Raw genomic sequence first — 19,819 nt, 5'->3', positions numbered from 1 at the left:
GCAAACGCCGGGCCGCATTCGAAGGTGGATTTGCGACGCAATATTGCTGCGTGTTGCGGTTTTGCATCGGCCGATGCGGTCCCGGGACCGGACCGTTGACAGCCGACCCCCCCTCACGCGACCACGCCGGGCATGGCCGCATATGACTTCACCGCCCCACGTCTCTTCGTCGAGGCGGACCTCGCTGCCGGAGCGACGCTGCCGCTCGACCGGTCGCAGGCGAACTACCTCCTCAACGTCTTGAGGCGCGGGCCCTCCGATCCGGTGCTCTTGTTCAACGGGCGCGACGGCGAATGGCGGGCCGAAATCACTCCGACCGGACGCAAGAGTGCGGACCTGATCGTGCGGGAGCGCACACGCCAGCAGCCACCACGCGCGGACCTCCATTACCTGTTTGCACCGTTGAAGTCGGCCCGGCTCGACTACATGGCTCAGAAGGCGGTGGAGATGGGTGCTGGAACTCTTCGTCCGGTTTTCACCCGCTACACGCAGGGCGAGCGACTGAACGTCGATCGCCTGCGTGCGAACGCCATCGAGGCGGCCGAGCAATGCGGCATCCTCGACCTGCCCGAGATCCAGGAAGCGGCCAAGCTCCCGGCGGCGCTTTCCGACCTCAACCCCTTGCGGCTGCTGGTGTTCTGCGACGAGGACGCCCCGGTTTCGGATCCGGTTCGAGCTTTGCGCGAGGCGGCGGCCTCAACCGTTGCCCCACCTCTCGCGGTACTGGTTGGACCCGAGGGTGGGTTCGCACCGGAAGAGCGCGCGCTGATTCTGGAACGCCCCAACACGGTCGCCCTCTCCCTCGGTCCGCGCATCCTGCGGGCCGATACGGCGGCGGTGACGGTGCTGGCCCTGGTTCAGGCCGTGCTCGGCGACGCCCGCTGAGGCGTCGCTTGCCCGCGTTGTTCGCGCGGGTCCCCTGGCCTATGAGGCGCGTTGACCCGATCCTAGGGGCCTCGCCGCTGCGGTCCGGCACGCCTCTCCTTTGAACGACCTTCCTGAAGAGGCAGCGCATGGCGCGCGACACGTCCGATACGACGCCCCTGACCACGCGGGACGAGCTCATCGCCTGGTTCGCGGAAGGCGAGAAGCCGCGCGCGCGCTTCGCGATCGGCACCGAACACGAGAAGGTGCCGTTCTACCGCGACGGCAACCGTCCGGTCCCGTATGCGGGTGAGACGGGCATCCGGGCCCTGCTCGAGGGGCTTGGCCGCGACACGGGCTGGGAAGCGATCGAGGATGCCGGCCACCTGATCGGTCTCGCCGGTTCCGAGGGGGGCGCCATCTCGCTCGAGCCCGGCGGACAGTTCGAACTCTCCGGTGCACCGCTGGCCGACGTGCACGCGACGGCCGCGGAATTGCGGATTCATCTCGACGCGACGGCGCAGGTCGCAGACGGTCTCGGCATCGGCTTCCTCGATCTCGGCATGAGTCCGAAATGGACGCGGGAGGAGACCCCCGTGATGCCGAAGAGCCGCTACAAGATCATGGCGGGATACATGCCCAAGGTCGGCAGCCTCGGCCTGGACATGATGCTGCGCACCGCCACCGTGCAGGTGAACCTCGACTTCGCCTCCGAGGCCGACATGGTGGCCAAGATGCGCGTGGCCCTCGCGCTACAGCCGGTGGCGACCGCCCTCTTCGCCAATTCACCCTTCACGGATGGACGCCCCAACGGCTTCCTGTCGCGCCGGTCCGAGATCTGGCGCGACACCGACGGCGACCGTACCGGCATGCTGCCCAGGGCTTTCGAGCCTGGCTTCGGCTACGAGTCCTACGTCGACTGGTTGCTCGACATGCCGATGTACTTCGTCAAGCGGGGCGAGACCTACCATGACGTCTCCGGCGCCTCGTTTCGCGACCTGATGGACGGCCGCCTCGCAGCGCTGCCAGGGGAGCGCGCTACGGTGTCGGACTGGGCCAATCATGCTTCGACCGCGTTCCCCGAGGTGCGGCTCAAGCGCTTCATCGAGATGCGTGGATCCGATGTGGGCAATCCAGCGATGATCGCCGCGCAGGCGGCTTTCTGGGTCGGCTTGCTCTACGACGAGGCCTCCCTGGCGGCGGCCTGGGACATCGCCAAGAACTGGAACGCCTGCGACCGGGAAGGCCTGCGCGCGACGGTCCCCCGCCTCGGTCTGGCCGCCCGCATCGCCGGCCGGTCCCTGGGGGCAGTGGCGGCGGAGGCTCTCACGATCGCCCGCGCGGGCCTCGCTGCACGGGCGCGTCGCGACGCTCAGGGGCGAGACGAGACTCACTTCCTTCAGCCGTTGGAGGCCATCGTCGCCGCCGGACGTTCCCTCGCCGAGGAGCGCCTCGCCGAATACGAGGGGCGCTGGCAGCGCTCCGTGGAGCCCGCCTTCACCGAATGCGTGTTCTGAACAGATCATACCGCGGAAGCAGGGGATACGCGCCTGCGATTTTGCGAATGTGCTTGAGGACACCCACCGGCGCGGCTTGACTGTGGCGATCCTGGAACGGATCGCCAAGTTCATCGTTTCAGGAACATCCAATCCTGTGACGGAGAACGCTCGCATGTCGCGCATCTTGTCCTTCGCCCTCGCGGGCACCACCGCCATCGGTCTCTCGGCGGGTTCGTTCACGGCCGCTCAGGCTGCCCCGATGCCGGCTCTGAGTGCTGCCCAGGTCGGTGGCGGCGCCACGGTCGAGACCGTGCGTTATCGCGGCTACGGCCGGGGTTATTATGGTGGCTATCGCCGTGGGCCCGGCGTCGGCGGCGCGCTGGCGGCCGGTGCAGCCCTCGGCATCATCGGTGGGGCCATCGCGGCCAGCCAGGCACCGCGCTATGGCTATTACGACCGCGGCTACGTCGGCACCGGTTACGGTTATGGCTACGACGCGCCGGCCTATGGCTATTACGCCGCTCCGTCTTACGGCTACGGCTATCCCGCCTACGGCTACGGCTACTGAGGTCTGACCTCGCCGGGCGCCCTCAGCGCCCGGCCCGGCCCTCCCTGGTCCCGCCGACGGTCCAAGCCGTGGGCGGGATTTTTTGTATCGAGACTGGTAGAGCGGCTGGGACCAGGAAAGCCGGGGGCTGAGATGTGACGTCGATGACGGGCGGAGGCAGCGAGACCAGACATCTCGACCTCACCGGGTTGAAGTGCCCACTACCGGCTCTGCGGACCCGGAAGGCCTTGCGCCGGATGCCGTCTGGCGCGTTCCTGGTGGTTACCTGCACCGATCCGATGGCGGTCATCGACATTCCCCACATGGTGAGGGAAGAGGGCGACGCCCTCGTCGCGCAGACGCGGGACGCGGATCGGATGACCTTCACGATCCGCCGACGCCTCACAATCCCCGAGACCGTTGCTGAAAACACGCGCTTCACGCCTCATTGATGCGCCAAGCCGCTGTTAGGTCCCTTCCATTCGGTCGCCGCAGCCTCGGCGATCCGACGGGGGGGAGAGCAGAATGGCGCCGATTATCCGCGGCACCCGGATCGTGCATGACGGCTGGAGCCGGTTTCTCGTCGCCGAGGTGACGATGGAGGATGGCACACGCCTGGCGCGCGAGATCGAGGATCACGGACGGGCGACCGCAGTACTGCCCTACGATCCGACCCGGCGGGTCGCTCTGCTAGTCGAACAGTTCCGGACCCCGGCCTTCTATGCGGCGGGGGTCACCTCCGTGCTCGAGGTGCCGGCCGGCCTCCTCGATGAGTCCGAGCCCGAGGAAGGGGCACGCCGCGAGGCCTTCGAGGAGACGGGCGTGCGTCTCGGCGTCCTCGAACCGGTCGCCTGCGGCTGGAGCATGCCGGGGATCTCGACCGAGCAGATGGATCTGTTCCTGGCGCCATACGAAGCGCCCGACCGAGTCGGTCCCGGCGGCGGACTGGTCGGCGAGCACGAGGACATCACCGTTCGGGAGCTGGCCCTGAGCGAACTCGCGGCGATGACGGATCGCGGTGAGGTCACCGACATCAAGACCCTGGCGTTGATCCTGACCCTGCGGGTGCGGCATCCGCACCTGTTCGGCGCGGCGTGATCCGTCCGAAACGCTTCAGGGCGTTTTAGGCGCGCGCTGGGCGTTGGGCGCCGGACGCTGCCGGGCGGCTTGGGGAAGCCGACGGGATCTCCGAAACAGCGATCGGCGCAGAGCAATCCCGAACAGTCCCCACGAGCGTACGAAGTAGCGGCGGAACAGCCGATGCGGCGCGTGCCAGAACCGGAAGAACCATTCGAGTCCGAAGCGCTGCATGAGGGCAGGCGCGCGGGGCACAAGCCCGGCCGCGACGTTCAGTGCTTCGCCGACGGCAAGGACGACCGGACCCCCGAGGGCGTTCCCTTGGCGGTCGACCCAGATCTCCGAACGTGGCGCACCGACGCCGAAAACGAGCAAGGTCGTTCCGTGCGCCCGCACAGCTGCACAGAGGTCCGCCCCGTAGGCCTCATCGTTCTCGAAGCCGAAGGGCGGCACCGTGAAGGCGACCGACGCGCGCGGTATGCCCGCCATCACCAGGCGCTCAGTGAGGCGAAGTCCGACGGCCTCCGTCGAGCAGACCAGAAAGATCTGCCGACCCGCAGGCCACGGTGCGGCGAAGGCGGCCGCGATGAGATCGTGGCCCGTGACCCGCCGCGCCGATCGTTCCCCACAGAGCCGGGCGAGCCAGACGAGGGGCATGCCATCGAGGGTGTGAGCGACCGCGCCCTCGTAGGCTTTCCGGAAAGCCATGTTCTCCGACAACGTGACGATATGATCGAGGTTCGCGGTGACGATCATGCGCGGACGGGTCACCGGCTGGCGGGCCGAGGTCGCGAGGATGTCGGTGGCCGATCCAGGCGTGAACGTGATGTCGAATAAGCGAACGCTCATGTCATCGCCTTTGGCACCTGTCCCGTGCGCACCCTGAGGATGAACGACGGGAACCCGGGGCTGACCCGTCGCGCCACGTGGGAGGGTCGCACGGGGAAGGTTTGCAGAAATCGATCGTGGAGGCAGGGGTGGGCGGAGCTGGACTCAGGCATCGACAGCTCGGAAGCTGCGGGCCCCGGTCGAACCGCTCGTCCGGGGCGGACGGGGCACCCGTCGGTCGCGGCGGGCTCCGAGCCAGAGCGCGCCAGCGGCACCGAGACCCAGGCCCACAAGCAAGGCGAGGGGCAGCACCAGCTTCGGGGAGGGCGGCCAGGTTCGGCTCCGCGGCGGCGTCGCCGTCGAGATGACCCGCACGTTGGAACTGTTCAGACGCTCCTGTTCGTTGGTCTCGCGCGAACGGCGCAGAAAGGCCTCGTAGATCGAGCGCCGGGCATCGAGCTCGCGCTCGAGCTCACGCAGGCCCACATTGGCGCGATCGTTACCGGCCGTCTCGGTCTTGGCGCGCTCCAGGCTCCGACGCACCGCGGCCTCGCTCGCCACGGCCCGATCGTAATCCTTCTGCGAAGTGTCGATGATGCGCTCCTTCTCGCGCTGGATGAGGCGCTGGAGATCGCGCTGCTGCGCGTACTGGTCGGCCATGGCCGGATGGCGGTCGCCGAGGCGTTGGGCGAGTTCCGCGGTGTTGCGCGACAGGGTCGCGTATTGCTGCCGCAGGTTCTGCATTTCGAGCGACTGCAGCATTTCCGGAAGGGCGGTCCCGGCCTCGCCGGTGCGCATGTGCCGTGCCTGATCGAGCCGTGCCTTGGCCTCGGCCGTCTTGAGGGTCGCGGTGACGAGCTGCTGGTTGAGATCGCTGAGCTGCTGGTCGCTGAGGAGGCGTCCGCTCGACGTCACCAGCTTGTTCGTCACGCGATACTGCAGGACCTTGCGCTCGGCCTCCTCGACCGATTGGCGCAGCGTCGTCAGACGGCCCGTCAGGGCCTCGGAGGCACGACGCGCCGCATCGGTGCGGGCCGCCGCATCCTCCGCGAAATACGCGTCCGCGATGGCATTGGCGATCCGGGCCGACTTTTCCGGGTCCTGAGTCTGGACATAGACGTCGATGACGAACGTCCGCTCGGCGCGACGCACGCCGAGCTTGAGGCGCAGGTTGTCGAGGGCGAGATTGACCGGCTCGCGGCTCGCCGGCGGCGGATCCATGCCGAGGAGCCCCTTGAGGCTCCGCACCAGCGGGTGTGTCGAGGCCGGGGGAACGAACTCCTCGTCCTCAGTCAGATCGAGGCGGTCGATGACCCGCCGCAGGACGCTGTCGGACTGCATCACCCGCGTCTGGCTCTCGGCGATCGAAACGCCGCTATCCGCCTGGGGCTGCCGGTTGCTGAGGTCGTTCTGGATCACCGGAAGATCGGACGGGTCGACGAGGATCTGCGTCACGGCGGTGTAGGTCGGCGCCACGGCGTTCAGCAGCACCACCGCGAGGATCACGGCGGCGAGCCCGCCGAGCAGGATCACGCCGGTGCCGCGCCACAGGCGACGCAGGATCAGACCGCTGTCGAGCCCGCTCGGAACCCTGGTCTCGAGAATCACCGGCTCGCCACGGACCGGGCTTCCGAAGTCGAACATCTGTCTCGTCTCCCGACCTGGTCGCCGCGCGCGCGGTTCTTCTCGTCCGCCTCGAACAACTCTGTTCCAGTTTTGCCGCCCGTCTGTCTCGAAACGGAACAGGCGCCGACTGAAACGGCATCAACATCGTCGTCTGCGCAGGACGTATGCCAGTGGATCTGCTGCGCTGAGCGTCGCGATGGTCGCCCTCGACGATCTCCTCGTAGAAGCCGTGACTCGCAATGATATTGGTAAGAACAGGTTTGCTGACAGGTTGCGATCTGCGTAGTCCGCCGGACCTTCGTCGCTTATCTGTGTACAACTCCAATCGGCTTCATGCTGGGGCACGATTGTAAGGCTGCACCAGCCGATCTTCCGCATCGTCGTAGGCGGCAGCACCCACCTTCAGAAACATTGAGAAACACGCCGCGTCCCCAGCGGCGAGGCGGTTCCAGCGCGCCACATTGGCCCGCGCGGCATCCGGTACGGCCGCGAAGGCGGAGCTCTCGACCCAGGAGAGGATCGCGGCGGCGGCTCCCTTCGGATCGGAGGAGTCGATGTGTAAACCGGAGCCGGCCAGCACCTCGGCGAAGACCGGTCCGTGCGGTGCGGCAACCGGGAGACCGCCGTGCTGGGCCTCGAGGAGTGGCAATCCCAGCCCTTCGGCCTTCGAGGTCGAGAGAAGGAGATGGCATCGCGCCGCGAGGCCGCGCAGAGCCCCGTCGTCGAGATAGCCGTGCAGGGTTAGGAAAGGTGGCGGCGCCGCAAGGAAAGCATGGTCGCCCCAGCCGACCCGGCCGACCAGATGGAGTTCCGCAGCGATCCCACTTGCATTCAGGGCCGCGACGATGGCGAGCGCAGACGGGTAGTCCTTCCGCGGCTCGATGGTCCCGATGCAGAGCAGCCGAAGCGGCGTGCCGGGGGCGGGCGGCGGGGCGGCGGGCAGGCCGGTCAGTCTGAACACATCGCGCACGGCGGGCCTCAGCAGGGCGACCAGGGCATCGCGGGCGCAGTACGCCCGGACTGCCTCCCCGGTGGTGCGCGAGTTGGCGAAGAAGGTGCGCCCGAAGCGTAGTGCGAAGGCGAAGCTCGGCGCCATGTAGAGGCGGCTCTTCCAGCTGAGGTCCTGCGGGCGCGTCAGCAGGAAGGTGTCGTGCACATAGGTGATGCACTGGCGACGACGCAGGACCGAGAGCGGACCCGGGGGGAACCCGGGGAAGAGGAACAGGGCCGCGGGATCGCGCAAGGCCCGCAGGGGCAGGCCGAGATGCTGCGCGGCGATCATGCCGGGGATCCCCCGCGCACGGACCGTGGTGACAGGGTGCGGATGGAGCGTGTCGGGCGTGAACAGGTCGAGGGCGACGCGCTCGATCCCGGTGACATGCCCGCGCAGATGCGTGTGATCGAGATAGAGGCGGCGAGGCCGGTCTGATGGCGCGCTCATCGAACCTCTCCGCGAGTCGCCGGCCGAAGCATCCTGCGCAGCGTCGCGACCGCGTAGAGGATCCGGCGCAGCCAAGGCGGCATGTCACGCCCCACGAGAGCGTGCTTGGTCCGCCGGGCGAGGCGGACCACCCGCGAGGCGTCGCTCGGAATCAGGCCGGTCCGTCCGGGCGCACGATCCTGCGCCATGGCAAAGGTCGACAGCATCTCCGGCGCGAAGCGGATACGTCCGGTCCCGGCCGCGGCCGGCAGGATACCCCGCGCGACGAACACGTCGTTCAGGCGCATTGCGCAGGCGGCGTGGCTGTTGCGACTCTCCAGGGCGATCCGTCCTAGGGCTCCCAGGCGTTGGCGCTCGGGAGCATCGGCGATCAGCGCACGGAGGGCGTCTTCAAGGGCGCCCGCCTCCAGCGGCACGAGGCGGCCCGAGACCCCGTTCAGGACGGCGGTGGCCAGACCGGTGGCGCGATAGGCGATGGTTGGGGTTCCGCACAGCCCGGCTTCCACGGGTGTCTGTCCGAACGTCTCCTGGCGGCTCGCGGTGACGTAGAGATCACAGGCACCATACCAGGCTGCCAGCGTCGCCTCGTCACCGATCGGACCCGCCGCGATCAGATCCGGAATTCCGAGAGAATCCGGATCGTCGAGCCGCCCGACGACGACGAACCGGAGCCCCGGCCGGACAGCCCGGCGCAGGATCGCGGTCAGCTCGGCCGTTCCCTTGCTGGGCGCGTCCGCGATCACGGCGGCGAACATGACGAGGACGTCATCGGCCGGCAGACCGAGTTCGCGCCGCAGGGCCGCGCGCGAGCGAGGACGGAACACGCCCGTCGGGAAGGCCAGGTCGATGCGATCGACCCGCGTCTCCCGCGGCGCCAAGGCGCGCGCCGCCGATTCCGTCCAGGCGGAGGCGGCGAGCAGGAGGGGTCCGTCGGGTTCGGCCAGGATCGCCTGCTTCTCGGCATAAACGCTGGCAATCCGCTGGGGCAGCAACTGCGGATAGGCGTTGGGCGAAGGACAGCGGGCGTCGCATCCCTCGGGGATGATGGGGCAGCCGGACGGGGAGGCGCAGCGCCCGGTGACGGGGAAGAGGTCGTGCAGCACGGCGGCGACCGGAACGGCTCGGGTGAGCCGCTCCAGGATCGTGGTCCGGCGGGTCGCGCCATGCAGGTTGCCCGCCACGATCAGATCGTAGCGCCCCTGCGACAGGGTGCGCTCCGTCCGCGGGAACCGCTCGACCCATTCGGCCGCCGCCGGCGGCGATTCCGCCGCGAGGCAGTGATCGCTGACGGTGTGGCCGGCGAGGGCGAGCGCATCGCACAGGCGTCGGTGGGCGATCCCGGCGCCGCCGAGAGGACCCTGGTCGGTCAGGCTGGCTACCGAGAGGCCCGAACCCATCGCGGGCGCCGCGTGGCCCGGCGCAGAGTGCAGGAGCACCGGTCGGCCCACCCGTGCGAGCACCGCACCCTGCCGGACGAGCCGCGGCCAGAGGGCGGCAACCGGATGTGCCGCGTCCGGGTCGAGCCCCCCGGCGGCCTGTACGCAGGAGCGCTTGAGCAGAGCCTCGCCGCCGGTGAAGGGGGCGAGCGGCCCGTCCGGAGGCGCGGGATCGACGAGCGTCCCCGGCGGCGCTGCCGGTGCGTCGAGACCGAGCGGTCCCGCATCGAAGACGACCCGTATGCCAACGACGACGTCGGCGCCACTGAGCAGGAATTGCAGGCCGAGGGCGGCAAGTGCGTCGGGGGCCAGAAGGTCGCCCGGCTGGAGGATCAGGAGAGCGTCGTACCCTTCATCCGCAACGATGAGGGGAAACCGAATCGCGCCGTCTGTCCGCAGGATGATGTCGTGTCGGAGATTCGGATAGGCCTGCGCCTCCACGGAGGCCCGGGTGGCGGCGAGTCCGTCGCACGGCTGCTGGACCAGCGTCACGATGCGCAACCGCGGCCACGCGCCATTCGCCAAAGGTCGATCGACGAGAGCGGAACGGGGTGGTCCGAAGGGCCAATCTGCGATGCCGTGCGCACGGGGTCCGAAGCGATCGGCGTCACCGTCCACCGTCAGTTGCGTGACGGATCCGTCCGATAAATCCGTCACGCTTGTCCGATCACCCTTCGCCGATCACGCTCGCCTCGGAATCGTGAGAATGCCGAGGACCGATCTCACCAAGGATGCGAGGGAGAGCTGAATCTTCCGTATGCGCGATGCCGGAGTCCGGCAGATGATCCCCATCCGGCCCGGCGCGCGGTCGTGCCAGTCCAACTGGACATGCACGCGGCGTTTACGCCGACCCAAGAATCGAACCGTCGCAGAGTGAGAGCCGGCGCCCGCCTGAACTCTCGACGTCGCTGGGCGTACAATCGAGCGCTTCGGCCGACGTGTCCTGCGCGAACGAACAAGTTCTCGAAATTTGAGTGATCTCGGGAAAAGACCAAGTCTTGGTGATGCTGGTCGGAGTGGCAGGATTTGAACCTGCGACCCCCACGTCCCGAACGTGGTGCGCTACCAGACTGCGCTACACTCCGACAACGCCGGCTGTGTGGGCCGGCGAGCGGACGTATAGCGAGCCCTCCTCGGAGCCGCAAGCGCTTCCTTGCGGGAAATCGTCAGTCGGTGCCGTTCTCAGCCCTGAAGGCCCCAGTCCTCCGGGAGGCGATACCGGTGGCAGGACTGACCGGGCAGCGGAAAGGCAACGGCGCCGGCAGCCTCCGGTCCGAGGTCGAAATCGGACAGCGACCACCCGCATCCCACGGGGTCCGCGCCCTCCCAGGCAACGGTCGGCGCCGAGGGGGCACTGGTGCTGACGTCGAAGCCGTCAAGCGCGAGCATCAGGCCCGTGCCCAGTGCCTTCACGACGGCCTCCTTTCGCGTCCAAAGTCGAAAGAACGCATGATTCCGGAGGGCCTTCGGCGTCTGCGTCAGAACTTCGACTTCGTTGCGATGGAAGTGGGCGCGCGCGATCGGGAGCGGATCGTCAATCGGCCTGATCGCTTCTACGTCGACACCGATCGGAGCGGCGCAGGAGATGCCGACCAGGGCAAGGGATCCCGAATGGGACAGGTTGAAGTGCAGGCCTGCGCGTTGATGGGTTGCCAGAACGGGTTTTCCGCCAGCGTCCTGTCCGAAGATCAGATCCTGGGGCTGCCAGCCCCCGTATCGCGCCAAGATCAAACGAAGCGCGACGTGGCTTTCGATGAAGCGCGAACGATCTTCGGCGCGTAGGAAGCGGTCAGCTCGAGCACGCTCCTCGTTCGAGAGCCAAGCGGTCCGTCCAGGCGGGAGGGCCGTACCGAGGGACAGGTCGACGCGCCAGACCGCATTGCCGGCGTTGGCGCCAGGCACAGCACACTCCCAGCGGTGGGGTGCAGGCGTCGCAGCGGGCATGAGGCTGGACGACAAATCTTCCGGAAAGCGGCGATCCATCCTGACGCCTACAAAGCCCCTGTCAGACCCGCCATATGGCGGGCGCCGAGAGGTCTGTACGCCCATCACCACCACCCGCGAAAGCCCATGTCGCGCGGGTCGACGCTTCAACGCGCCGTGGTTTCCTCAGGCGTAGACGTTACCACCCGTCTGGGGAAAACGCTCAGCCAGGGCACGCCGCAGCTTCTCAAGCGCGCGGTTCTCGATCTGACGAACGCGCTCCTTCGAGATGCCGAGGCGATGACCAAGAGCCTCGAGGGTTGCTTGGTCCTCGGCGAGACGGCGCTCCTTGAGGATGCGCAGTTCACGCTCCGACAGAACCGTCAGGGCTTCGTTGAGCCAGATCAGCCGGCGCTCACCATCCACCGTCGCAGAGACGGTTTCATCCGGGAGGGCAGCGCCGTCCACCAAGAAATCCATGCGCTCGGAGGAGGCTTCGCTCTCCTCGCCCACCGGCGCGTTCAGGGACATGTCGGGGCCGGACAGCCGGGCGTCCATCAAGGCCACATCTTCCCGAGACACACCGATGGCCGTGGCGATACGGCGATGAATCTCGTCGCCGACGTGCTCCTCGGTCGACTGCATCAGCCGGGCGCGCAGGCGACGCAGGTTGAAGAACAAGGCCTTCTGGGCCGAACTCGTGCCACCGCGAACGATCGACCAGTTGCGCAGGATGTAATCCTGGATGGAGGCTCGGATCCACCAGGTGGCGTAAGTGGAGAAGCGAACTTCCCGCTCGGGCTCGAAGCGGGCCGCCGCCTCCATCAAGCCGACATGTCCCTCTTGGACGAGGTCGGCCATGGGCAAGCCGTAGTGACGAAAGCGTCCGGCAATGGCGATGACGAGCCGCATATGCGCCGAGATCAGCCCGTGCAGGGCACGTTCGTCGCGCTCGTCCTTCCAGCGCACGGCGAGACCGCGTTCCTCATCCCGCGCAAGGAAGGGCGCCTCCATCGCCGTGCGTATGAATTGCCGCCGTATCCCTGCGATATCCGCCATCCCCGCCTCCGCCTCGATGAAACGTGTGCATCTGACCACAGGGCGTCACCGCCGATCGAAACCGGATAGTGGACCTGTGACTGGCAACGCGACAACACGAGGTCTGTGGGATGGTTCCGCGGCCAGGGTGCTTCACACGGTCTCGTGAGCGCGTAACCCGGAGCGGATGGGGCCAAGAAAAAAGCCCGGCGCGCGGGCGCCGAGCTTTGAAAGCTGTTGGTTCCGGAATGATCCGGAACGCTGGAAGCGGCCGATCAGGCCGCCTCTTCCTGCAGATCGTCGCCTTCGGCTTCACCTTCCACCTCAGCCTCGCCCTTGGCGCGCCGCGGGGACTTGGCAAGGCTCTGCTCGATGAGCTTCAGGGCTTCGGTCTCAGTGATGCGATTCACCGACGAGATTTCCCGCACGACCCGGTCGAGGGCCGACTCGTACAGCTGGCGCTCGCTGTAGGACTGCTCGGGCTGCGCCTCGGAGCGGTAGAGGTCGCGCACCACTTCGGTCACCGACAGGAGGTCGCCCGAATTGATCTTGGCCTCGTATTCCTGCGCGCGGCGCGACCACATGGTCCGCTTGATCCGGGCGCGGCCGGTAAGCAGATCCAGAGCCTTCTTCACGAGATCCGGCTCTGCGAGCTTGCGCATGCCGACGCTGTTGGCCTTGGCGGTCGGGACGCGCAGAACCATCTTGTCCTTCTCGAAGGACACCACGAACAGCTCAAGCTTGTAGCCGGCGATCTCCTGCTCCTCGATGGCGGTGATGCGACCGACACCGTGAGCTGGGTACACGACCGCTTCGCCGGTCTTGAAGCCTTGGCGGCCTGCCGTCGTCTTCTTGGCTGTGGTCATGCGAGAAGCGCCTCCAGAACATTGCGCGGCCTTGAACGCCGCGCCGAACCCTGTAATCCGGGGTGGGTCACCCGGCTCCAGCCCCTTGTCCGAAGGATCTGCATCAGCGACGCACATCCTGCCGGTTCCCGGGCAAGCCGATGATCGCACAACGAGAGAGCGTTCGCCGAAAGCAGCTGAGCCTTCAGCGATCGATCGCATGCGCCCCCAGTCCACAGCTGAGTGTGAGACCCATCCGGTGTTGGCTGGAGGCAGCACGTCGGGCACGAACGACGGCAGGCATCTGTAATAACATAAACCCGCCGACGAATCAAAGGATTGCCGGCGCCGGGCCGTGGGAATGGCGAACGCTCGCCAGCCCTCCACAGCCTCTTCGTTAATGCTTCGGGAGGGCTCGGTGTCGGCGATAGGCCGCACCGAACGCACTTCGCGGCGATCAGTCGCCGGTGCCGGGATTGGCTGAGAAGTGCGCTTCGAACTTACCGGCGACGCCGTCCCAGGTCTTGGCGTCCGCGGGGGCGTCCTTCTTCTGCGTGATGTTCGGCCAAGTCCGCGCGTAATCCGCGTTCACCTTGAGCCAGGTCTCGAGGCTCGGTTCGGTGTCAGGCTTGATCGCCTCGGCGGGGCATTCCGGCTCGCAGACGCCACAATCGATGCACTCGTCGGGGTGGATGACGAGCATGTTCTCGCCTTCGTAGAAGCAGTCCACCGGACAGACCTCGACGCAGTCCATGTACTTGCACTTGATGCAGTTGTCGGTGACGACGTAGGTCATGGGGCCTTCAGTCCTTGATCCGGCCAGCGCCGGGAGCGTCTCGATGCCGATGCATGGTCGCTCGCGCAGATCGTTGCACGGATGCCTTAATGTGGAGTGGCGATGATGCCGGGTCGCATGGGCAAGAGTGAGTCGCGCTGGCTCTAGACCCTGTCCGTGGGACTGACAAGCGCGCTGGCGGACCTCCTGCACGACCGTTCACCCGGTGTCGCGCGGGTGACACGGGTCGGCCGCCTATTCTGGAGCATCCCCCACGACTTCGTAGAGCAGCTGGGCCTCCGGAGCCGGACCCCGCCGCTCGCCGAGATCGAGGATTCGGGCGATCACCGTGACGTGCGCCGCCGCGACCGTCACGACATCTCCGAGGGCGACGGCCGTGGCGGAGGCGTCGACACGCTTTCCATTCACCCGGACATAGCCGTCGGTGACGAGGCGTGCCGCCAGCGATCGGGTCCGCGCGAAACGCGCGAACCACAGCCATTTGTCGAGCCGCTGACGTCCCGGCTTCATTCCACCTCAGCGCTTGCGGTCGTTCCCGGCTTCGAGTTGCGCCTTCAGCGCGGCGAGCTTGGCAAACGGCGAATCCGGATCCGGAGCCCGCTCGCGTCGCTGCGGACGTGGCTCGTCCCGGGGCGCAGCCCGCGGTTCGTCTCGACGCTCGGGTCGCGTACGGCCTGGCTCGAAGCGTTCGCGGCGCTGCGGCCGCCCCCCATCCGGACGTCCCTCGCCGGGACCACCGCGGCGTCCGCCCTCGGGCCGGTCGCCGGCCGGGCCACCGCGCGGACGGTCACGGCCCTCGCCGCTCCCACCGCCCGGACGGCGTTGGTCGGGGCGTGCCTCGCCCGCGGCACGATTCGGGGCGCCGCCGTCACGGCCCTGGCTGCGCGGACGATTCTGGCGCGGGTTGGCATGGCGCTGGTGACGCTGAAGCCGCCAGACTTCGACCGTCGCGACCTCGGCCGGAGGAGCTTCCGACGGCGTTTCGCCGTCAGCGGTCTCGGCCGAAACCGCCGTGGGGGTCGCTTCCGGCTGAGCAGCTACGGCCTCCTCCGGCGGATGCTCCGTCGCCTCGGCGACGGCTGCAGCGTCGGCGACGGGCTGTGGTGCGGTCTCCTCGGCAGAGTCGACCGCACTTTCCTGGGCGGAGCTCTCCTCGAGCAAGTTCGCCGGCGTGGCGCTGTCCTCGACGGCTTCCTCGGGTGCACCGGCGGCGACGGAATCCTCAGTCGAACCCGGCGCGAGCGCCGGCTCAATCATCTCGGCGGATGCCGCGCTCGCGTCGGCCGGAGCCGTGTCGGTCACGCTGTCGGGTGCCGTCTCGCCTGCGGTCTCGGCCGGGGCATTCTCGGCGGTCGCCGGATCGGCGTCGGCCGCCGTCTCGGAAATGGTGGGGTCGGTGCCCGCAGCGGCGGGCACGATGGGCTGGGTTGGTGCCGCCGGGAGCAGCGGCACGGTGATCGCCGGGCCCGGGCGCGTCTCCGAGGCGTAACCGAGGGATTTGAGGATCGAGGCGAAATCCTCGCCGGAGCAGCCGACCAGGGAGGTCATGCCCACCGTCGCCACGAAGGCGTCTCCGTCGGCGGTGCCTACCGGAGCCTCGCCCGGCGTGGTGCCGGGGCGATAGGCGATGGCCGGCCGGATCAGGTCGGCGAGACGCTCGAGGATGTCGACGCGCACGGCGCGCTCGCCGCAGACCCGGAAGCCGGCGGCGCGGTACAGACCCTTGGCGATCTCGGGATCGACCTTGATCGAGGTGCGGCCGGAGCTCGCCAGATGGGCAATCTCGTCGAGGCCGCGCTGGTCGAGGCCGCCGTTTTTCAGGGCCCAGAGCTGGGCCGCGAGGGTGCGGGGCGCGGGCTTCAACAAGGCCGGCAGGAAGATGTGGTAGGCGCCGAAGCGGACACCGTGACGGCGCAACGCGCCGCGGCCTTCCTGATCGAGGGTGCGCATCTCCTGCATCACTTTGGCGCGCTCCAGCACGCCCAGGGCTTCCACCACCTGGAAGCCGATGCCCTTGGCCAGACCGGTGAGGTCCGCCGCGGTCTCGATCTCCATGAGCGGCCCGAGGAGGCGCACCACGTAGGCTTTGAGCCAGGCAACGAGCCGGGCTTCGACCTTGTCGCGCGCCGGGCCGGTCAACTGCTCGTCGGCCAGCAGGCGGACATGCGGCTCGAACAGCTTGTCGCCGGGCGTCAGCTTGGCGACCGGGTCGCCCGTCCAGCGGATGACGCCGTCATGGCTCAGCACCAGGGAGGCGTCGGCAGCCGACGAGAACCGCTCGGCGCGGGCCTCGATCTCGCCACCCAGGGCCTTTTCGGCCGCGGAGCGCAGGGTCTTGGCCTCATGTCCTTCCGCACCGGGATCCGGAACGAACTGGAAGCCATGCAGATGGCCGACATGCTGGCCCTCGACGGTGACGTCCCCGCCGGCGGTGATCTCAGCTTCCAACATCGTATTCTCTCTCAGGCGCCGCATCAGGACGCTGGTGCGCCGATCGACGAAACGGCTCGCGAGGCGTTCGTGCAGGGCGTCGGACAACCTGTCCTCTACCCGACGCGTCTCGCCCTGCCAATGCACCGGATCAATCAGCCAGTCCGGACGGTTCGCCACGAAGGTCCAAGTCCGCCCCTGCGCGATGCGCTGGGAGAGCGCGTCGATGTCGCCGTCGGTGCGGTCGATCATGGCGACGTGCTTCGCGAACCAGTCGTCGGGGATGCGCCCCGCCATCCCGCGCATGAGGAAGCGGTAGAGCTGGGCGACGAGGTCGGCATGGGTCTGCGGATGCACCTTGCGGTAGTCCGGCACGCCGCAGACGTCCCAGAGCCGGCGGACATGGGCCGGCCGGTTCGCGAGGTCGCGGATATCGTCCTCGCGCATCAGAATTTCGAGAGCGGACTGGTCCTCGCCCATGGGAGCGCGGGTCAGGCCCTTCTCCCGCGGGTGTTCGTCCAGACTTTCCTGCAGCGACTTCAGGGAGGAGAAGTCGAGGTCGGGATTACGCCATTGCAGGACGCGCAGGGGCTCGAAGTCGTGGGTCTCCAGCGCCTCGATCATCTCGGGCTCGAAGGGCGCGCACCGGCCGGTGGAGCCGAAGGTACCGTCCGACAGGTGGCGCCCGGCGCGGCCGGCGATCTGCCCCATCTCGGGCGGGGTCAGCTTGCGGAAGCGAGTGCCGTCGTATTTCCAGTTCGCCGCGAAGGCGACGTGGTCCACGTCGAGGTTAAGGCCCATGCCGACTGCGTCGGTGGCGATGAGGTAATCGACGTCGCCGGACTGGTAGAGCTCCACCTGCGCGTTGCGGGTCCTGGGCGAGAGTGCGCCGAGCACCACCGCCGCGCCGCCGCGCTGGCGCCGGATCAGCTCCGCGATCGCGTAGACCTCCTCGGCCGAGAAGGCGACAATGGCCGAGCGTCGGGGCAGGCGACCGAGCTTCTTCTCGCCCGCGAAGGTGAGTTGCGACAGGCGCGGCCGCGTCGTGGTGTGGACGCCGGGAATCAACGACTGCACCAGGGGCAGCATGGTCGAGGAGCCGATGAGCAGGGTCTCTTCGCGCCCACGCTGGTGCAGCAGGCGATCCGTGAAGACATGGCCGCGGTCCATGTCGGCGGCGAGCTGAATCTCGTCGATCGCCACGAAGGCGACGTCGAGGTCGCGCGGCATCGCCTCGATGGTGGAGATCCAGTAGCGCGGCCGGTCCGGCTTGATCTTCTCCTCGCCGGTGACGAGGGCGACCTTGTCGACCCCGACCTTCGCGACGACGCGCAGGTAGACCTCCCGCGCGAGCAGCCGGAGGGGCAGGCCGATCATGCCCGTCGGATGGGCGAGCATGCGCTCGATGGCCAGATGGGTCTTGCCGGTATTGGTCGGCCCGAGCACCGCCGTGACGCCGCGTGCGCGGGCCTGCGGGGAGAGGGAAGGGCGGATCATGAGGTGGGGGCGGTCCCTTCGGCGAGGCCGGCAGGCTCAGGAACGGGGGAGACCGCCGCGGCGCCGTCAGGGTCGGCGCTGCCGTGGCGGCTGCGCCTCATATGGGTCGCCATAGCCCCGCCTGCCATCCCGCGGCGGCATGCCGGGTACGCCGAGGCTCGGGTAAATTCCGATCTCCACGGGGGGCTGGCCCCCCTGCGGTGCGACATCGGCGCAGAGGGTGTCGGGCACCGCCGTGAGGGGGCCGCGGCGGGGTGGACGGTTCTCGATCACCTGGGCCGACGAATAGGCGTCGCCGCCACAATCCGGGCCCGTGGAGAGGCTCGACTGGGCCCTGGCCGCACCGCCCGTGAGGACGATCAGAGCGGCCAGCGCGCAGGGGCGGGTGATTCGCGTGCGTGCGAAGGGTCTCACTGGGCCAAGCTGGCCTGCGTGACGGGGGTGCCCGGCGCCGATGCGGTGGTGCTGCCCTGCTGTCCGCCGGTCTGGGTCCAGCGCGTCGCCTCGATGATGTTGGTGCCCACGGTGGTCCGGACCGCGATGCGCACCGGCAGCAGCACGCGGGTGCCCTCGACCGGCGCGAGCCAGACCGACATTTCGCGATTGTCTTCCATGAACTTCACGCCCGGCCGGTCCGGACGGTGGCCCGCGATCGGCGTGTAGCGTGCGTTGCAGACGAGGACGGGACCGCTGTAGCCGGGCTTGGCCACGCTACGGGTCTCGCCGTAGCTCAGCACGACGTCGAATCGGGTCGCGCCGTCGAAGATCGGCAGGGTCCGGTTGCAGTTGGCCGGGTCCATGGGGTCGGCGCGGCCCTGCACGGGCATCATCAGGGCGCTCGCGGGATCGATGACGCCGCGCTTGTTGGCGGGCGTGATCGGCACCCGATCGCCCATGTCGATGAGGGGCGGGGTGATCTCCGCCTGAGTGACGGTGCCGCGCGCCAGGGCCATGCGCACGGCGATGCCGGAATTGGTGGTCTTGGTGGCGATCGCGAAGGTGCTGGGCTGCGGCGCTGCCGCGATGGCACCGCTGGCGCGGGCGGAGCCCATGCCGCCCGTGACCACGCCGGCGAGGCCCGTGAGGCGCGCCGAGACATCCATCCGATAGCCGGACCCTTCGAAGGCGCCGGCCACCTGCGCGTTGCCGATGGTGAGGCCGGCCAGGGCGATGTCGTAGTCCACGGTGACGGCGGCAGCCGTCTTGGAGGCCGTCCGGGCCGTCTTGGAACGTGCCTCCGCCGAAGGCGCGGTCAGCAGGGCCGCGAGCGTCAGCAGGCTGGCGCCGAGGAGGGAGAGCGGGGCGGGGCGCTTGCGGGTGCCGCACATGTCTGGGGACTCGGGGTTGGCTGTCGATCTCCGGTCGAACGGGCCGGAGACATCTCGCCGGCATCGTCCGTCCTCATGGTTAACACATCGTTGGGAGCCGAACAGTCAGGCTTGCCTGCCCCTTGCCTGCCACTGGTCCGCCGGCCCGCGAAACGGCGCGAAAGATCACCTCGGACCTTGACGCCACGGGGCACAGTCCCCTATAGGCTCGCGCCTTCAATGAGAACGCCGCTCCACCGGGCCTGGCGTGCGAGAAGCCGTTTGCCGCGACGCGGTTCTGGTTTCCCGCCAGCCTGTCGGACACGCGGAACGAGACGGGAAATAGAACAATGTCGCGCCGTTGCGAACTCACGGGCAAAGCCGTGCAGACCGGCCACCTCGTGAGCCACTCGAACCGCAAGACCAAGTGCCGGTTCCTGCCGAACCTGTGCCAGGTCACGCTGCAGTCGGACGCGCTGAAGCGCCGGGTCCGCCTGCGCGTCACCGCGCACGCCCTGCGCTCGGTCGAGCACCGCGGTGGCCTCGACGCGTTCCTGATCAAGGCCCGCGAGATCGAGCTGTCGCAGACGGCCCGCCTCCTCAAGCGCGAGCTTCACAAGAAGCTCGCCGAGGTCGAGACCCCCGCCGCCGCCTGAGGCCTCCGC

At 68.4% G+C, this 19,819-nt stretch carries 17 protein-coding genes and 1 tRNA gene; 6 read left to right on the top strand and 12 right to left on the bottom strand.

The genetic code is table 11. The features are described from left to right. Positions 1-132 precede the first annotated feature (132 nt). The 5 genes from AC0IY1_RS18615 (at position 133) to AC0IY1_RS18595 (ending at position 4,008) form a co-directional block, all read left to right on the top strand. Positions 133-885 (top strand): 16S rRNA (uracil(1498)-N(3))-methyltransferase, encoded by a 753-nt coding sequence (locus AC0IY1_RS18615; protein WP_055956841.1) that lies wholly within the window; start codon positions 133-135, stop codon positions 883-885. 128 nt (positions 886-1,013) lie between these two features. Continuing rightward, positions 1,014-2,381 carry a glutamate--cysteine ligase gene (locus AC0IY1_RS18610; protein WP_471771455.1) on the top strand — a complete coding sequence of 456 codons (1,368 nt, stop codon included), beginning with the start codon at positions 1,014-1,016 and terminating at the stop codon, positions 2,379-2,381. Between the two features lie 154 nt (positions 2,382-2,535). Then, entirely contained in the window at positions 2,536-2,931 is a 396-nt protein-coding gene (locus tag AC0IY1_RS18605) for a hypothetical protein (RefSeq protein WP_055956835.1), read from the top strand. A gap of 143 nt (positions 2,932-3,074) precedes the next feature. After that, on the top strand, positions 3,075-3,362 hold the full coding sequence (locus AC0IY1_RS18600; RefSeq protein WP_471771453.1) for a sulfurtransferase TusA family protein: 288 nt from the start codon (positions 3,075-3,077) through the stop codon (positions 3,360-3,362). 73 nt (positions 3,363-3,435) lie between these two features. Continuing rightward, positions 3,436-4,008: an NUDIX domain-containing protein gene (locus tag AC0IY1_RS18595; protein ID WP_055956828.1), complete on the top strand. Its 573-nt coding sequence runs from the start codon at positions 3,436-3,438 to the stop codon at positions 4,006-4,008. Positions 4,009-4,023: 15 nt separating this feature from the next. On the opposite strand, the gene AC0IY1_RS18590 is transcribed toward AC0IY1_RS18595, so the two are convergent. From AC0IY1_RS18590 to AC0IY1_RS18535, 12 genes are all read right to left on the bottom strand, one after another. Continuing rightward, positions 4,024-4,836 (bottom strand): WecB/TagA/CpsF family glycosyltransferase, encoded by an 813-nt coding sequence (locus AC0IY1_RS18590; protein ID WP_471771451.1) that lies wholly within the window; start codon positions 4,834-4,836, stop codon positions 4,024-4,026. A gap of 144 nt (positions 4,837-4,980) precedes the next feature. Next, on the bottom strand, positions 4,981-6,459 hold the full coding sequence (locus tag AC0IY1_RS18585; RefSeq protein ID WP_471771449.1) for a GumC family protein: 1,479 nt from the start codon (positions 6,457-6,459) through the stop codon (positions 4,981-4,983). A gap of 313 nt (positions 6,460-6,772) precedes the next feature. After that, entirely contained in the window at positions 6,773-7,882 is a 1,110-nt protein-coding gene (locus tag AC0IY1_RS18580; protein ID WP_055956819.1) for a glycosyltransferase, read from the bottom strand. Further along, positions 7,879-9,810, bottom strand: coding sequence for a glycosyltransferase (locus tag AC0IY1_RS18575; protein WP_244477419.1), 1,932 nt, complete (start codon positions 9,808-9,810; stop codon positions 7,879-7,881). Before AC0IY1_RS18575 ends, AC0IY1_RS18580 begins: the two co-directional genes overlap by 4 nt. A gap of 516 nt (positions 9,811-10,326) precedes the next feature. Continuing rightward, positions 10,327-10,403: transfer RNA gene (locus tag AC0IY1_RS18570), tRNA-Pro, on the bottom strand. A gap of 97 nt (positions 10,404-10,500) precedes the next feature. Beyond that, on the bottom strand, positions 10,501-11,220 hold the full coding sequence (locus AC0IY1_RS18565) for a 4'-phosphopantetheinyl transferase family protein (protein WP_162242088.1): 720 nt from the start codon (positions 11,218-11,220) through the stop codon (positions 10,501-10,503). 207 nt (positions 11,221-11,427) lie between these two features. Continuing rightward, the gene (locus AC0IY1_RS18560) at positions 11,428-12,300 is read right to left on the bottom strand and encodes an RNA polymerase factor sigma-32 (protein WP_055956812.1); all 873 of its coding nucleotides are present in this window, start codon (positions 12,298-12,300) and stop codon (positions 11,428-11,430) included. Between the two features lie 254 nt (positions 12,301-12,554). Then, on the bottom strand, positions 12,555-13,145 hold the full coding sequence (locus AC0IY1_RS18555) for a CarD family transcriptional regulator (protein ID WP_055956809.1): 591 nt from the start codon (positions 13,143-13,145) through the stop codon (positions 12,555-12,557). Positions 13,146-13,581: 436 nt separating this feature from the next. Further along, the gene (gene fdxA / locus AC0IY1_RS18550) at positions 13,582-13,920 is read right to left on the bottom strand and encodes a ferredoxin FdxA (protein WP_055956805.1); all 339 of its coding nucleotides are present in this window, start codon (positions 13,918-13,920) and stop codon (positions 13,582-13,584) included. A gap of 234 nt (positions 13,921-14,154) precedes the next feature. Further along, on the bottom strand, positions 14,155-14,430 hold the full coding sequence (locus AC0IY1_RS18545) for an RNA-binding S4 domain-containing protein (RefSeq protein ID WP_471771446.1): 276 nt from the start codon (positions 14,428-14,430) through the stop codon (positions 14,155-14,157). 6 nt (positions 14,431-14,436) lie between these two features. Then, positions 14,437-17,847, bottom strand: coding sequence for a helicase-related protein (locus AC0IY1_RS18540; RefSeq protein ID WP_055956799.1), 3,411 nt, complete (start codon positions 17,845-17,847; stop codon positions 14,437-14,439). Positions 17,848-18,257: 410 nt separating this feature from the next. Then, a complete protein-coding gene (locus AC0IY1_RS18535) occupies positions 18,258-19,175 on the bottom strand; it encodes a DUF3108 domain-containing protein (protein ID WP_082513205.1) in 918 nt (305 codons plus the stop codon). Positions 19,176-19,504: 329 nt separating this feature from the next. On the opposite strand from AC0IY1_RS18535, the gene rpmB reads away from it, so the two are divergent. Then, entirely contained in the window at positions 19,505-19,810 is a 306-nt protein-coding gene (gene rpmB, locus AC0IY1_RS18530; RefSeq protein WP_055956796.1) for a 50S ribosomal protein L28, read from the top strand. Positions 19,811-19,819: the final 9 nt, after the last annotated feature.

It is taken from the genome of Methylobacterium sp. AC690, assembly GCF_979256535.1.
This window is presented reverse-complemented; position numbering and strand designations above follow the sequence as displayed.